The organism is Streptomyces sp. NPDC017056 (genome assembly GCF_044332485.1).
GTDB lineage: Bacteria > Actinomycetota > Actinomycetes > Streptomycetales > Streptomycetaceae > Streptomyces.
The window spans coordinates 24,000-38,633 of sequence record NZ_JBIRPD010000016.1 but is presented as its reverse complement, the minus strand read 5'-3'; the positions used below and the strand labels follow the sequence as shown (position 1 = coordinate 38,633).

At 66.9% G+C, this 14,634-nt stretch carries 14 protein-coding genes; 12 read left to right on the top strand and 2 right to left on the bottom strand.

The genetic code is table 11. The features are described from left to right. The first annotated feature begins 181 nt into the window (after nt 1-181). The 9 genes from eccB (at nt 182) to ACH4OW_RS27085 (ending at nt 10,208) form a co-directional block, all read left to right on the top strand. Complete coding sequence (eccB, locus tag ACH4OW_RS27125) at nt 182-1,813, top strand: type VII secretion protein EccB (RefSeq protein WP_398030420.1); 1,632 nt, start codon at nt 182-184, stop codon at nt 1,811-1,813. 393 nt (nt 1,814-2,206) lie between these two features. Then, on the top strand, nt 2,207-2,530 hold the full coding sequence (locus ACH4OW_RS27120; protein ID WP_030681314.1) for a WXG100 family type VII secretion target: 324 nt from the start codon (nt 2,207-2,209) through the stop codon (nt 2,528-2,530). Nucleotides 2,531-2,661: 131 nt separating this feature from the next. Continuing rightward, the gene (locus tag ACH4OW_RS27115; RefSeq protein ID WP_360137713.1) at nt 2,662-2,952 is read left to right on the top strand and encodes a WXG100 family type VII secretion target; all 291 of its coding nucleotides are present in this window, start codon (nt 2,662-2,664) and stop codon (nt 2,950-2,952) included. A 223-nt stretch (nt 2,953-3,175) separates the two neighbouring features. Next, a complete protein-coding gene (gene mycP, locus ACH4OW_RS27110; RefSeq protein WP_360137716.1) occupies nt 3,176-4,441 on the top strand; it encodes a type VII secretion-associated serine protease mycosin in 1,266 nt (421 codons plus the stop codon). Between the two features lie 2 nt (nt 4,442-4,443). Beyond that, complete coding sequence (locus tag ACH4OW_RS27105) at nt 4,444-4,758, top strand: hypothetical protein (protein ID WP_398030419.1); 315 nt, start codon at nt 4,444-4,446, stop codon at nt 4,756-4,758. Between the two features lie 57 nt (nt 4,759-4,815). Beyond that, the gene (locus ACH4OW_RS27100; protein ID WP_398030418.1) at nt 4,816-6,456 is read left to right on the top strand and encodes a hypothetical protein; all 1,641 of its coding nucleotides are present in this window, start codon (nt 4,816-4,818) and stop codon (nt 6,454-6,456) included. Nucleotides 6,457-6,555: 99 nt separating this feature from the next. Further along, nucleotides 6,556-7,878 carry a S8 family serine peptidase gene (locus ACH4OW_RS27095; RefSeq protein ID WP_398030417.1) on the top strand — a complete coding sequence of 441 codons (1,323 nt, stop codon included), beginning with the start codon at nt 6,556-6,558 and terminating at the stop codon, nt 7,876-7,878. A 938-nt stretch (nt 7,879-8,816) separates the two neighbouring features. Further along, on the top strand, nt 8,817-9,155 hold the full coding sequence (locus ACH4OW_RS27090; RefSeq protein WP_398030416.1) for a WXG100 family type VII secretion target: 339 nt from the start codon (nt 8,817-8,819) through the stop codon (nt 9,153-9,155). A 36-nt stretch (nt 9,156-9,191) separates the two neighbouring features. Then, complete coding sequence (locus tag ACH4OW_RS27085; RefSeq protein ID WP_398030415.1) at nt 9,192-10,208, top strand: PE-PGRS family protein; 1,017 nt, start codon at nt 9,192-9,194, stop codon at nt 10,206-10,208. A 112-nt stretch (nt 10,209-10,320) separates the two neighbouring features. On the opposite strand, the gene ACH4OW_RS27080 is transcribed toward ACH4OW_RS27085, so the two are convergent. Next, a complete protein-coding gene (locus tag ACH4OW_RS27080; protein ID WP_398030414.1) occupies nt 10,321-11,313 on the bottom strand; it encodes a PE-PGRS family protein in 993 nt (330 codons plus the stop codon). A gap of 232 nt (nt 11,314-11,545) precedes the next feature. Then, on the bottom strand, nt 11,546-11,875 hold the full coding sequence (locus ACH4OW_RS27075; protein WP_398030413.1) for a WXG100 family type VII secretion target: 330 nt from the start codon (nt 11,873-11,875) through the stop codon (nt 11,546-11,548). Between the two features lie 765 nt (nt 11,876-12,640). Here ACH4OW_RS27075 and ACH4OW_RS27070 point away from each other — a divergent pair. From ACH4OW_RS27070 to ACH4OW_RS27060, 3 genes are all read left to right on the top strand, one after another. Then, nucleotides 12,641-13,132: a hypothetical protein gene (locus ACH4OW_RS27070; RefSeq protein ID WP_398030412.1), complete on the top strand. Its 492-nt coding sequence runs from the start codon at nt 12,641-12,643 to the stop codon at nt 13,130-13,132. Between the two features lie 47 nt (nt 13,133-13,179). Continuing rightward, entirely contained in the window at nt 13,180-13,800 is a 621-nt protein-coding gene (locus ACH4OW_RS27065; protein ID WP_398030411.1) for a hypothetical protein, read from the top strand. 238 nt (nt 13,801-14,038) lie between these two features. Continuing rightward, on the top strand, nt 14,039-14,596 hold the full coding sequence (locus tag ACH4OW_RS27060) for a hypothetical protein (protein WP_360137746.1): 558 nt from the start codon (nt 14,039-14,041) through the stop codon (nt 14,594-14,596). Nucleotides 14,597-14,634 lie beyond the last annotated feature (38 nt).

The following is a 14,634-nucleotide window of genomic DNA, read 5'->3' as shown; positions in this document are numbered from 1 at the left end:
TGAGCATTGTGCCTCTGAGCGGTATGTCTTCCCGCCTCGGTACCGTCGTCGAGACTGGTGCGTCGGAAGGTGGCACCCGTACCGTACGGGTCGATCGACACACGGCATAGTAGAGGGCGCTGCGGCCCGAGTGCCGGGGGCGGTCCACGGTGGATCCGACAGGCGGGGAGAGAAAGCAACAATGGCATCACGTCGGGACGAGCTGAATGCGTATTCGTTCGCTCGAAAGCGGACGACTGCGGCATTTCTGAAGCCGCTGCCGAACGGCTCGATCGAGAGCGCACCGCGACCGCTCAAAGCGGTGCTCCCGAGCATCCTGCTCGGCGTGGTGGTCACCGTCGGGTTCGGCGCCTGCGGCATCTTGAAGCCCGTCGCACCCAAGGGGTGGGATACGCCGGCGCAGAACGTCATCGTCGGCGACAAATCCACCACCAGGTATGTCGTCCTGAACAACAAGGACGAAAACGGAAACAACCAGAAACTCCTCCACCCCATCCTCAACCTGGCATCCGCCAAACTCCTCCTCGACCCGAAGAAGTTTCAGGTCGTAAAGGTGAAGGAGGAGGAACTGGACGGAAAGATCCCGCACGGCCCGGCCATCGGAATCCCGTACGCCCCCGACCGCCTGCCCACCGACAAGGAAGCCGGCACCCCCAAGACGTGGGCGGTGTGCTCCCGGCCCGGCAGCGGCCAGAACAGCAAGGCCCAGCAAGCCGTCTTCGTCCTCGGCGGCAAGGACAAGGCCAAGGTGGAGGACAAGGGCAAACTGGACCTGCACCAGGCCCTGTACGTGGAAGACCCGGACGGCAACAAGTACTTGGTGGACCAGAACGGCGTGGCCTTCGCCTTCGACGCCCTGCACGGCCAGGCGGGCGTGACGCAGCCGGTCAAGGAGCAGGCGGACACCAAGCTGCGCCAGGTGATTTTCGGGGACGCGCAACCGCAGAAGGTCTCATCCGAATGGATGAACACCCTCATTAAGAGCCCCATGCCCATCGCGATGCCGCGCATCCCCGGCGCCGGCAAGCCCTCGGCCGCCAAGGGCGTGCCCGCCAAGGACGCCGTCACCGGCACCATCCTCCAGACCAACGCCGGCGACAAGTACGTCGTCCTGCCGGACAGCCTGCAGAAGGTGTCCAACTTCACGGCCAAACTCCTGCTGGAGGGCCCCAACGCCACAGACGTCAACAAGGACGGTTCCAAGCTGGCGCCGCACACGGTCTCCACGTCCGCCATCGACCCCAAGCGCGACGAGAACGGCCAGGTCGTCCAGTTCCTGTCCAACGTCCCCGGCGTCGACCTGTGGCCCTCCGAGGCGGTCACCATGGCCAACGCGGCCGCCACCAAGAAGAGCTCGGGCCTCGGCGACCAGGGCTCCGGCGCCGACGTCTCCTGCAGCGTCTACCACGGCACCAGCACCGAGTACGCCAACGGCGCCGGCAAGCGGCTGGGCTTCGAGGGCGGCGTGCCGAAGATGTCGACCTGGGTCGGCAAGGACTACCCGGCCAACATCGCCGCCGGCTCGTCCGCGTACGTCACCCCCGGCAGCGGCCTGCTCTACCAGCAGGTGTCCGGCAACGCGAAGACCGGTTCGCTCTTCCTGGTGACCGACACCGGCCTGCGCTACTCGATCCCCAAGAACAACGACAGCGCCCAGAAGGCCGGCAACGCCGAGAAGGAACAGGACCAGGCGCAGATCCACCTCGGTTATGAGAGCGTCCACCCGCTGACCGTCAGCAAGGCGTGGTCGCAGCTGCTCTCCGAGGGCCCCGAGCTGAACACGAACAGCGCCAAGAAGCCGCAGAGCTCCTGAAACGGCGCCCACCTCGCTCTTTGCGCTCTCCTGCTCTCCCGCTCTCCTGATTCACCGCACCTGACGCCGGTCATCAAGACCGGCGTCAGGCCGTACCCGCCCCAGTCGCCTCCCCCTCCCGGCCACCTTCCCCCCGCACCCCTTCCTCCGATCCTCCATATCCCCACCCCACCTGACCGAAAGAAATACTTCTGTCCGTTTCCATCGAAACGGCATTCCCGAACGGCCAGTTGGCATTGTTGTGATCCCGTCACAACCTCCCACCCGCTGTTGGGGGCAGGGGTATGGAGTGGTTAAAGTGGCGGAAGGCGTCAGCAGGAGATGCCAACCGGGGGCCCTCTTCACACGAGTCCCTCCGGCACGACGTACGAGTCTCATGGGGGACGTTGACTTATGGCTGGTCAGCAGTTCACAACCACTGAGGAGGAGATGGTCGCATTCAGCGGCCGTATCGCCTCCGTCAACCAGTCGATCCAGGGTGAGATCACGCGCCTGAACGGGGTCGTCGAGGGCATCACGTCGGGGTGGAAGGGCGCTGCGGCCTCCTCGTACCACCAGCTGCAGTCTCAGGTCAACGACGACGCGAAGCGCCTGAACCAGCTGCTGAACGAGATCAAGGAAGCGATCGACTCGACCACGAAGAACTACGTGGCCTCGGAAGAGGAGCAGGCCCAGTCGATGTCCCACGTCTCCGCGCAGGCCTCGCCCTTCGGATGACGGGACCGCGCCGCCACCCGCGGCGCGCCCACTTCGCCGCAGCGCGCACCGGCCCACCGCCTCGGCGGCCCCGGGCCGGCCGTCCTGCCGCGGCGTGTGAATCGACCAGATCAACTCCCTGAGGAGACCATATGTCCGGCCAGATCCTCGTCAATTTCGCGACGATCTCCCAGGCCTCTGCCGACGTGCGCGGAACGGCCAACAACATCCGCACCCAGCTCGACGACCTCGAGTCGGGCGTCAAGAAGATCGCCGCCAGCTGGGAAGGTTCCGCGCAGGAGGGCTACCAGGCCCGTCAGCGCGAGTGGGACCAGCGCGCCGCTTCCCTGCACTCGACCTTGGAAGCCATCGCCAAGGCCCTGGACCAGGCCGCTCAGAACTACCAGAGCACCGAGTCCAAGAACGCGCAGATCTGGAGCTGACCCGTCACTGTCCGCAGAGACAGCTACGGCACAACGGCTGAGCAGCCACGAAGGCTCGCACAGTAGTGAATGAGGGCGGGCGCGCTGCACCAGTGCGCCCGCCCTTACGCGGTCCAGCCACCCTTACCCTTCCCTCCACACCTCCCCCCACCCCTCCACATCCCCCTGCCGCCCCTCCTCCGCACCTCCACCAAATCCGCCACACATGGAGAGCAGACATCCCGTGGGACCTCGCGCCAATGGCCACCGAGCCGGTCACCGCCGTCGAGCGGCGGTAGCGCTGGCCGGTGCGGTCTGCGCCGTCGGCCTGACCGCGACCACCGCCACCCCGGCTCTCGCGGACACGAACGTGCCGCTGAACAGCGGACAGTGCAACTTCGGTGCCGACAACATCAAAGAAACCCCGTGGTCCCTCCAGCGTCTGCTCACCAAGCAGATGTGGGCGTACGGAAATGGCGAAGGGGTACAGGTCGCCGTCATCGACACGGGCGTCGACGCCGGCAACAAGCAGGTGAAGCCGTCACTGGCCTCCGCCGGACAGAGCTTCACGGGCGGCAAGGCCACCGACGACCAGGTCGGCCACGGAACCAAGGTCGCCGGCATCATCGCCGCCCAGCCGGCCCCCGACTCCGGTTTCTACGGCATCGCCCCCGGCGCCAAGATCCTCCCGCTCCAGCAGACGGACAAGGAAAAGGCCGGCACCGCGGAGAACCTCGCCAAGGCCATCGACGCCGCCGTCAAGGCAAACGTCGACATCATCAACATCTCCCAGGGCACCGGCGAGGACCCGAGGTTCCTGCCCACCCTGAGGGCTGCGGTCGACAAGGCCGAGCAGGCAGGCGTCCTGATCGTCGCCTCGGCGGGCAACGGCGGCGCCACCGGCGCGGAGAAGGAGATGTACCCCGCCGCGTTCCCGAACAGCAACGTCATGGCCGTCGCGGCATCCGACCGCAACAACGAACGCGCCCCCTTCTCCCAGGCCGGCTCCTTCGTCGACGTCGCAGCGCCCGGCGTGGACATGGTCTCCACCGTCCCCAAGGGCGGCAACTGCGTCGACCAGGGCACCAGCTTCGCCGCCCCCTACGCCGCCGGCGCCGCCGCACTCCTCATCGGCAAGCACAAGGCCCAGCACGACAAATGGGCGCCGAAGGAAGTCATCTGGCAGCTGGAGAAGACGGCGGAACGCGTCCGTAAAGACCGCGACCACAACATCGGCTGGGGCGTCGTGGACCCGGTAGCGGCCCTGAACGACGACACCAAGCCCACCGCCGAACCCAGGCCGGACACCAACTCCAACCCGGCCAGCACCGGCGCCAACATCCAACCGGCCGTCCTCAGCATCGGCGAAAGCCCCGAGGAACGGCAGACCCGCATCGCCATCTACATCATCGGCGGCGGCGCCCTAGCCGTCGCCGCGGTCGTAGGCGCTTCCATCGCCCTCCGCGACTGGCGCCGCAAGACCGGAATCAGAACACACGGGGAGGCCTGATCATGGGCAGGAATCAAGAGTACGGCGTCGACCTGGACGCACTGGATCAGGTGGTGAAGGAACTGAACCACGTGATCAAGGAGATGGGCTCCGCCAAGAGCCACTCGAAGAACAGCACCTACCTGCCCAAGGGCGCGCTGGGCGAGGACTTCAAAGAGGCACCGCAGCTCTATGCGGCTCACGACAAGATGAAGGCGTCCATCGAGGGCCTGGTCGACCTGATCGAGAACCTGGTCAACCAGTTCGGCGAGAAGTCGCACAAGACGCGGGGTGCTTACCAGGACGCCGAAGCCGAGAACAAGGTCAAAATGGGCTGACGGTTCTCATGGCAGTGACACTCAAAGAACGATTGCAAAGGGAATGGGGGACGGCTGATGGCCTCGGACGACTCTGGTTTCAAGCCAGCAGAGATCAAGGTGCCGAAGGGCTACGAGACGGACGGCAAGCAGGCGTCGTCCGGTGACAACAGGGAGGCGCCGACCGAAATCGGGGAGAGCCGCCCTCAGTTCACCGGACGACGGCTCCACCAGCTGAAGAAGATGGTGCAGAACGCCAGCCCGGAGACGGTCGGCGAGGTCGCCGAAGGCTGGAAGAAGGTCCGGGTCTCGCTGGTCGGCGAGGACTGGAACAGCGGCATCAAGAAGCAGTTCGACGACGCTGTCACCAAGGTCCTCCAGTCCTGGCACGGCGCGAGCGCGGAAGCGTTCGCCAAAGCAGCGCAGAAGATCAGCAACAACTTCGCAGCGTGCGCTCCGTACCCCCACAACACGGGGCACATCATGGAGCAGATCAGCGAGCGCCTCGCCACGGTCAAGAAGCTGGTAGAAGCGGTCGAGGAGCCTTCCTGGCTGGAGCGGAAGGCCGACCGGCTCTATGACTTGGCGCACTCCGACACCGGGAAGGCGGGCGCTATCGGGGCGGTGGTCCCGGGTGGCAGTCTTGTGGTCGGTGGCGCCGCCAAGCTGTTGGGAGCGGGCGACGGCCGTGACGACTCCGGTCTGAACAAAGCTCTCGGAAACCCGAAGACCAGCATTTACGACGCCATGAACGCGAACCGCACCAACCTGTCGCTCGACAGGGAGCGGGAGCTGGAGGCTGCTCATTACATGGAGCAGTTGGCGACGGTTTATCGGGTGGGTAGCGCGTCGATGAAGCCTGCAATCATCGACAAAGATGAGAGAATTTCGCATCAGGACCCAGGTGCTGGAGGCGGCCCTCTGCCTGGCATCGGCGGCTTCGGTCCCACACCTTCCGCACCGAAGCCCGGAGGTGGCGGAGCTAAGGTTCCGGGGCTCAAGGGGGGTGGCTACCAGACGCCTACTCCTCTGGAACCGCCGCGCCCGAAGGGCATCGGCGGCGGTATCGGAACCTCGCCGACGCCGACGCCGAAGCCGATGCCGAACGTCAACACAGGACTTGACGGCCTCGGTGGCGGCAAGAGTCTGGGCACGCCAGGCGGCCCCGGCCTGGGCGGCGGAGTCGGAACCGGCGGCCTCAGTGGCGGCGGTGGCGGAGGCCTCGGCGCTGGGGGACTCGGTTCCTCCGGCGGTGCACCCGGGATGGTCGGCGGTATCGGCGGCACCGGTGGAGGCACGGCCAAGGGCGGAAGCGCAGCCAAGGGCGGCGCTGGAGCCGGTGGTGCAGCGCGTGGCGCCGGGCGAACCGGTGGCACGCCGGGCATGGGTGGTGCGGCCGGTGCCGCGGGACGTGGCGCCGGCGGTAAGGGAGCCGCTGGTCGCGGTGGCCCTCTCGCCCGCCAGAAGGGCGGGGTCGTGGGCGGCGCCGGCAAGAAGGCCGGAGGCGGAGCCCAGGGCGGCTCGGGCCTGCACCGTAGCCGGGGCGGCACGCAGCAGGGCGCCAAGGAAGGGCGGCGCCCGATGGCCGGAGCGCCCGGCGCGCATGGCGGCAAGGGCAAGGACAAGGATCAGAACAACGGGCAGCGTCCCGACTACCTCGTAGAGGACGAGGAGACCTGGACGACGCAACGTAACGTGGCCCCCAGGGTCATTGAGTAGGGTCTTCCCAGCCGGGGCTAGGTAGCCGGCAGAACATGATGGGGCCCGCGGTCTTCGGGCCGCGGGCCCCATCACGTCAGCGAGAGGTGTTGTTAGGGCATGAGCTTCGCTCGAGCGCTCCGGGCGGTGGGCGGCGTGGCAGTGACGGGAGCCTTGCTCTTCGGCACCGCGCCGGTTGCCGCTGCAGATGAGACCAGGGCCGCACAGTGGCCACTGGAGTCATTCGAAGCTGAGCAGGTGTGGCAGAAGGCCACAGGCAAGGGTGTCACGGTCGCGGTAATCGACACGGCTATCAACGGTAAGCATCCTGACCTGCAGGGAAACGTCCTGAAGGGTAAGAGCTTCATCGATGGTGTGCCCGCTGCCGACCAGGAGACTTCCGAGGATCACGGCACGAGCATGGCCTCGATCATTGCCGCCCATGGGCATGGTCCCGGCAATGCAGACGGAGTGAAGGGGCTTGCCCCTGACGCCAAGATCCTTCCCGTTGCTCTACCCACGTTTGCAAACGGAACGGGGGACGCTGACCTGGGTGACGCAATCCGGTATGCCGTTGATGCTGGGGCGACCGTCATCAACATGTCGATTGCGCCGGGCAGTCTCACCGGGGTGGATGAGCAAGCCATTGCGTACGCTGTCCAAAAGGATGTGCTTTTGGTGGCAGGTGCCGGCAATGAGGGCAAGGAACTCAGCCCCTTGGCTGCGTCACCGGGCGTCGTCGGTGTAGGAGCGGTAGGGGCTAACGGGCGACCGTGGGAGGATTCCAACCACGGATCGGCGTTGATGCTGACAGCCCCTGGTGTACACATCAGGTCTGCTGCTGCTTCCAAGCCTTATAGGCAAGCGTCAGGTACTTCCGACGCCACCGCTTACGTTTCGGCTGCTGCGGCTCTGCTCCGCTCCAAGTTCCCCAACCTCACCGCCGGCCAAATTGCCAATCGCTTGGTGAAAACCGCCGGAATGCCACCGGGCATGGAGGGCACGAAGCTACCCGACCCCTTCTATGGGTATGGCTTCATCCGCCCCCTGCGGGCTCTGTCGCAAGACATTCCTGCCGGATCCAAGAACGGTCCGCTGAAGGCGCCTGTAGCGCAGCCCTCTTCTGGCCCCGGCAGCGCGAACGCCGCCAGTGGTGGCAACCAGCAGGCTGGTGACAAGAAGAGCGCTGGCATCAGCACCGGGGTTCTTGTCGGTGTTGGTGTAGGCGTCCTGGTTGTTATTGCCATCATCGTCATTGCTGTGGTTGTCAGTCAGAAGAAGAACCGCCGTAACGGGCCTCCGCCCGGTGGCCCTGGTGGGCCTGGTGGTTGGGGAGGCCCGGGTGGGCCCGGTGGGGCGCCGTATCCGCCCAATGCTTATCAGCAGCAGCCGAGCGCCCCGGGAGCGTATCCGTACCCGCCGCAGCAGCCTCCGGCGCAGTAGTCGCCGCTGGCGTGCGCGCTCGGCGTGACGTCCAGTGACATGAGGCCCGCAGTCCTTTTGGCTGCGGGCCTCTTCATGTTCCGGAAGAGCGGTCACGCGATTGCGTTTGGTAGGGGCTTGCCGCGTCGGCTGCTTCGGCGTATTACATCAGGGCCGGGCAATGGGCGCTTGAGGCGCTCGGCGCCAAGGACGTGTGGAAACAGAGCACGGGACGTCTTGCCGGGGAAGAGCTTCGCGTCCGGTGGGGGCACTGCCGACCATGAGGCGAAGGCGACGCGGGAACGACTCGAACGCTACGCCTAACACCGGTGAGCATGATCGCCATCTCGCTGCGCCGCGGCCTACGTTTCCGCCGCCACAGCGCTCGTACGGTCCGCGTTCCCGCGCCTCACCGCCGGCCAGGTCGCCAACCGGCTGACGAAGACGGCGCTCACTCCCGACGGCAATAAGAACAGCAATGCCGGACCGCCGCCGCGGCAGCTCGGTCCGTACCGGCAGCAGCCGAGCCCCTTTTGTGCGGGGCGGGCGGCGGGGATGGTGCAGTCGTCAGCGGCATGCGAGGTATTCGCTCGGATGAGTGGTGACAGTTTGGGGTGGGTTGGGGGTGTGTTTGTGTTTGGTGGGGCGTCCGTAACTGACTTGCTATGAACGTATTAGGTGTGGGGTGGGAGGCTGGCCGGGGTGTGGGGGATCTGGTGGTGCTGTGGCAGGGGCGCCTGATTTCCGTGCGGTAAAGGTTTTTTCAGGTCTTTGGATGGGGTGGGGAAAGGATCCGGCTGGTCGGGTGGCCGGAGCGTGCGGCGGAGGGTTTCCGAGGGCTCGGGGCTTTGCTGCGTGTGGTGGCGGCGTGGAAGGCTCGCGGCGCGGTACGTCAGGGGGCGGGATTGTAGTTCGTGCCTCCTGTTGGGACTTGTGCGCTCGGGGAAAGGGGCGATGTGGTGGAGAAGTTTTTCGACGTTGATTCGGATGTCGTCAGGCGTCGGGGGAGTGAATTCGTCGAAATTGGCGTGGAGTTCGGTGCTGCTTCGAAACGGCTGCAGGACAGATTGGAGGGGTTGGGTGAGCCGTGGCAGGGCGCCGGGTTCGCGGAGACGTTCGCGATGATTTACGAGCCGGTCCGGGACGGCATGTTCAAGTCCATGGATGCGCTCGGGAAGCGGTTGGAGGGGATGGGGGAGAACCTGCAGGAAATGGCGAGAAGGTATGAGGCGGCGGAGCGGGACAGCGTGCAGCTCGTCGGGCAGGTGTCGCATGCGCATGCCTCTCCCTGGGGGTGACCTGTGGCGCTGACGCTTCCCGGTGAGGTCGTATGGGTGCTTGACCTGCTCGGGTACAGCTGGCCCGAGGCGGATGAGGACAAGCTCGCGGAGTGCGGGCAAGCCTGGCTGGAGTTCGCTGTCCAGGTCGGTTTGACGGATGGGCGGGGTGGGGCGGCCGCGGGGGAGGTCGTTTCCGTGAACAGCGGAGACGCGGTGGGGCGCTTTGCCGAGGCGTGGGGGGATTTCTCGGGTGGGCCCGGGTCGTACTTTGCCGATGCGCAGATCGCGGCGAATGTTGTGGGCATCGCTTTCGAGGTTGCGGCGGCCGCGGTTCTCATGGCCAAAGTCGAAGTCATCGTGCAGCTCGTCGTCCTGGCCGTCGAACTCATTGCGGCGCAGACAGCCGCTCCGTTCACGCTCGGGCTTTCCGAGGTGGGTGCGCTGGGGGTGACGCAGGCTACCCGGCTCATCGTGCGGCGGCTCTTGGACGAGCTGAAGCGGAAGGTTGTCGAAGCAGTCACCAAGGCTATGGCGGAAGCTGCCGAGAAGGGTGTAAAGAAGATCGCTTCGGACCTGGTACGAGGACAGGTCAAGAATTTCGCTGTGGATTACGCGAGGAAGGCGGTCAGGGACGTCGTCGTCGATCCCGCCAAGGAGAAGGCCACGGAGATCGTGACCGGGGCCGGGCAGAACCTCGTGCAGCAGGGGGTCGAAGCCCGGTTCGGTGCCCGAAAGGGCATCGATGTGCGGGAGGTGGTGGGCGGCGCTAAGGAGGAGTTCGGGGAACAGTTTGGTGTGGTTGAGAACGGGGCGTTCAAGCCGGGCGAGTACATCGCCGGCCAGCAGGACGGACACGGTGGGAGAGAGGGCGGGCTGGCCGGTCTTGCCGATCCCGCGACTCATCGCGATCGTGTCGTCGACGATGTGAGGGAGTCGGGGGGCAACGCCGTGGCTGCGAAGGTGCGGGCGGGGGTTCAGCGTGCCAGGGGAGAGGCAGGAGGAGAGGGAAAGGGGGACGCAACTGGTTGCGCCGGGAGCAGCAGTGGTGATGTTCGTGCTGTTTTCGGCTGAGGGGTAGTTGGGTCGGTAGAGGCTGGGTGAGTGCCGGACGGGGAGGGTTAGCTCGCGGCGAGCAGGCCGGGCGTACGTGAGTGAGCGCCCGGGGCCCGCGGTCGGCTTTCGTTCAGCCGAACACGGAGCGCACCGAGTCCGTGGCGCTGTCGGTGACGCCCTGGTGGCGGGTGGCGGCGCCGCCGGTGCGGTTGTCGACCTGTCGTTGGCCCGCTGCTAGGCCGCGGTTGGTCAGGTCTTCCTTGGCGTGGTCGACGTACGTCTGCGGGTCGGCGAGGCTCTGGGCGCCTTCCTTGAGGCCGTCGACGTATTCGCCGGCCTTTTCCTTGCCGATGTCGGCGGTTTCGCCCCAGTCGATACCGTCGCGCGCGCCGAAGTGGTTCTCGATGCCCTGTTGGGCGACGTTCTGCCCCATTTCCGTGGCGGCTTCGGTGGCCTTGGCTTTGCCCTCTTCGACGACCTTGTCCTTGACGGTCTCCTTGACCGTGTCTTTGACCGTCTTCTTGGCGTAGTCCATCGCCAGTTTGCGGGCTTCCTTGGACACCGCCTTCTTTGCCATCTTTTTGACGGCGTCCATCGTCGCGTGTTCCATGGCCTTGGTGGCGGCCTGGACGACCTCTTGTTTGATCTTGTTCAGGATCTCGCGGACGGCGACCCGGGTGATTTGCGTGGCGCCCGCCGCGCCGGCTTCGGAGAGGCCGAAGGTGAAGGGTGCGGCGGCCTGTGCGGCGATGAGTTCGACGGCGAGGACGACGAGCTGGGCGATGATCGCGATCTTGCCGGTGAGGACGGCGATGGCCGCCGCGTCGAAAGCCAATGCGATCACTTCGGCGGCGAGTTGGGCGTCGCGCAGATAGTGGTCGGAACCGGAGCCGCCGGAGAAGGCGCCCCATTCCTTGGTGAATCCTTCGACGGCTTCACCCGTATTGGCCGCGACCACCTCTTGTGCCGCGGACGTGCCCTGTGACGCTGCCTGTTCGACCTGGGTGGCGAAGTTCCGCCAGGTTTCGGCGCACTTGAAGAGTGCGTCCTCGTCGGCCTCCGGCCAGTCGTACCCGAGAAGCCCGAGGACCCAGGCGACCTCGCTCGGCAGCGTCAGTGACACAGTGATCGTCCCCCGTGCGGTTGCAGCCGGATGCGGCTGGAGTGATCTTGGTTGGGATGTTGGTGCTGATCAGGAAGGTGGGGTGGGGTGGAGTGGAGTGGAGCGAGGGCGGGGGAGGGGGAGGTGAAGCCGGCGTCCGCGGCGGGCCGGCCGTGGTGGGCGGCTGTGGTGAGCCGTGCGCCGCGAGCCCTGAGACGCGCGCCGGAGCGCCGTACGGACGTGGCGCGTGAGGTCAGACGGCGGGGCGGTGGACCGAGCTGACGACGTGGACGCCCTCTTCGTCGGATGCCGTGTACGTGCGCGCCATGCCCTGGAGTTTGTCGCCGATGTCTTCGAGGCGTTCGCCCAGGGAATCCATGGATTCGAACATGCCGTCACGGATCGGTGTGTAGATCGTGTCGAAGACCGCGCCGAAGCCGGCGTCCTCCCACGGCTTTCCGAGGCCCTCAAGGTCGTCCTTGAGTTTCTTGGCTGCCTTGCCGAACTCGGTGCCGATGTTCACGAACGCCTGCCCCTGTGTGCGCAGCACGTCAGGATCTACGTCGAATGCCTTGTCCGCCATTACGACCCCCGTCATTCGCGCTTGGGCGCGATGCACTCTCGACACATTCAGCGTGACCACTTTATGTGGTCTTAACGCAGCCATGTCAAGGCGGCCCAGTAGACGCCGCCGTCGGGTTGGCGGCGGGGCTTTGCGAGGGGACAGCGGCGTCGAAAGCGGTGGCAATGGGGCGTCGGTGCGGGGGTGGTGTGGCGCCCAGGGGGCGTGGGGTCCGATCGAATGCGGATCGAATTCGGGGGGATTGACCGTACTGGGTCCGTTGGTGACTCTCGGAATGGCGGGTGGGAGGGGAGTGGTGCGGGCAGGGAAAGAGGTGGTTAAGTTTCGGTACCCGTCCCGTCAACCGGCCGCGCGCGCCCCCATACGGCGCGCGGACCGCCCGCCCTGTACAACGCGCGGACCGCCCGGCCTGTACAACGTGCGGACCGCGTGCCCCGTGCAACGTGCGGACCGCGCGCCCCATGCGGCGTGCGGGCTCGGTCGTACGGCCGACGGGCAGTCCGGAAATCCGTCCTCGAACTTCGAATCCGTCTTCAAATCCGTCCTCCACAGCAACACGGTCCCTCCATGCCAACGCAGCCCTTCAAGCGCCCGCGCCCGCCCGGCCGGTCGTCCTCCTCGGGTCGGTCGTCCTCCTCAAGTCCGTCGCCGTCCTCAGAGCGGTCGTCCTCCTCAGACCGGTCGCCGTCCTCTGGGCGGTCGTCGTCCTCGGCGGGCAGGGTCGTCGGTGCCGGTCTCGTCCTCGCCGGGCTGTTCTTCGGCGGGGTGACCGCCAAGGACATGGGCTACGAGAACGGCCACAAGGGCACAGCGGGCACGCTCACCGTCCGGGAATGCCATACGGAGTTCCACCGCGTCGGCTCGTCGCGCCACCGGCACGCCCGGCCCGTCGACATCTGCGCCGGCACGTTCCATGCCGACGAGGGCGGCGTCACCGTCGAGGACGCGACGGTCGAGGCCGCGGCCAAGTTCGAGCCGGGGAAGCAGTTGGCGGTCCAGAAGACGGACTACCGGTTCGTCATGATCGACGAGCAGTGGGTCTGGCGAAGCCTGGCGCTCGTGTGCGTGTCGGCGTGTGCGCTGGTCGCGGGCCTGTTCTGTCTCCTTACGGGGTTCGGCAGCCGCCGGGGCCCGAAGTTCCGGGAGGCTTGGCGTCGGGTGCCCGGCGGCGCGGCGGTCCGCGTCGTACTGGCCGGGGCCGGCGGCCTGGCCGCGCTCGCTGCCGGTGCCGCCCTGCTCGTCGACGGGATCGTTTGATGTCGCATCCGAAGGCGTCCCGTACGCTGCTCGCGGCACTCGGGTCGTTGCGCCGGGGGCTTGCGGTGGTAACCAGTCGCCGCAACGCCGCGCACTACGTGCTCGGGCGCGCCGTCGGCCTCGTTCTCGTGGTGCTCGGGGTGACGGTCTGCGCCGTTTCGGCCAAGCAAACGGCCCTGGCGGCGGGTTACGCGGGCACCCGCGGGACGTACACCGTCGGGCAATGTCACGAGCGTTACCAGGCAGGCGGCGGCGGCCGTCACGTCGGCAGGACCGTCACCTGTACGGGCACCTTTCGTGCCGACGGGGGCGTCGGCCCTGCCGGTGGCGCCGATGCCCCTGAGGGCGGATTCGGAACGTTTCATCCCGATACCGTGTACCGGCCGGGTGCGCGGGTCCCCGTGCAAACCGGTGACGGAGTGACGTTCACGGCCGCCGGGTGGCCGCAGGCATGGGGCGCCGCCGCAGGGGTGTTCCTCGCGCTGCCGATGCTCGCGGCGGGCACGTTCTGCCTGCTGACCGGCTTCGGTGCCCGCTGGGGGCGGTCGTTCGGTGACAGCTGGGACGGGCTGCCGGGCGGGGCCGTGCTGCGCCCGCTGCTGCTGTCCGTTGCCGGGGTGGGCATCCTTGGTGCAGCCGTCTTCTTCTTTTTGCAGCATTACGGGTGACACCGCGGACCGCCTGGCCGACCGGGCGGGTGCCTTCGGGCCGTAGGCTCGGCACGTCGCGGAAGCCCGTACACCCCGCGCGGGCGGCATGTTCCGCATGCCGCGCGCGCATCGCATGTCCTGCACCTACGCACGCCCCTGGAAAGGATCGCTGACCATGGCAGCACAGTCGGAGCACACCAGGTCAGGCACTGCCCCTGCGTCTAGTGTGAACAATGCGCCGGGTGTGTCGGCCGGGGTGAACCGCGTGCTGGGGCGGCTGATCGGTGCGGGTGTCCTTCTGGCCGGGCTCATGCTGATCGCGATCGGTGTCTATGTGGGCCCGTATTCGGTGTGGGTGGACGGCAGCCCTGGCAAGATCACGGTCGAGGCGTGTGCGACGGATTACCACTACGCGAACAAGCAGCACTCGGGGAACCGCACGCGCGACATCCAGTGCTACGGCACGTTCCGGTCGGACGACGGCAAGACCAAGGACCTGAACGCCAGTGTGGACTCCTGGCACAAGTTCAAGGAGGGCGACCTGATCGAGGTCCGCCAGGTCGGCCGCTCCAGCTATGTGCAGCACAGCTGGAACCGGCTGGCCAACGGGGTGCTGTGCCTCTGCGGCGGGCTGGTCGTCCTCGTCATGGGCGTGCTCTGCACGGTGACCGGCTACCGCTTCCGGGGCACGCCTTCCTTCGACGACGCGTGGCGCTCGGTCGGCCCGGGTGTGCTGCGGACGGTGCTGATGGGGCTGATGGCCGCGGGGCTGATCGGCGCGGTGCTCTCCGGGGCGGTGCTGTTCTTCACGTAGCGCTGCGCCAGCGATGCACGTGGCGCTGCGCCAGCGAT

What these genes read in the sequence shown, in the direction of transcription:
- eccB (WP_398030420.1), top strand. Translation starts at nt 182, where the DNA reads ATGGCATCACGTCGGGACGAGCTGAATGCGTATTCGTTCGCTCGAAAG.
- ACH4OW_RS27120 (WP_030681314.1), top strand. Translation starts at nt 2,207, where the DNA reads ATGGCTGGTCAGCAGTTCACAACCACTGAGGAGGAGATGGTCGCATTC.
- ACH4OW_RS27115 (WP_360137713.1), top strand. Translation starts at nt 2,662, where the DNA reads ATGTCCGGCCAGATCCTCGTCAATTTCGCGACGATCTCCCAGGCCTCT.
- ACH4OW_RS27105 (WP_398030419.1), top strand. Translation starts at nt 4,444, where the DNA reads ATGGGCAGGAATCAAGAGTACGGCGTCGACCTGGACGCACTGGATCAG.
- ACH4OW_RS27100 (WP_398030418.1), top strand. Translation starts at nt 4,816, where the DNA reads ATGGCCTCGGACGACTCTGGTTTCAAGCCAGCAGAGATCAAGGTGCCG.
- ACH4OW_RS27095 (WP_398030417.1), top strand. Translation starts at nt 6,556, where the DNA reads ATGAGCTTCGCTCGAGCGCTCCGGGCGGTGGGCGGCGTGGCAGTGACG.
- ACH4OW_RS27075 (WP_398030413.1), bottom strand. Translation starts at nt 11,875, where the DNA reads ATGGCGGACAAGGCATTCGACGTAGATCCTGACGTGCTGCGCACACAG.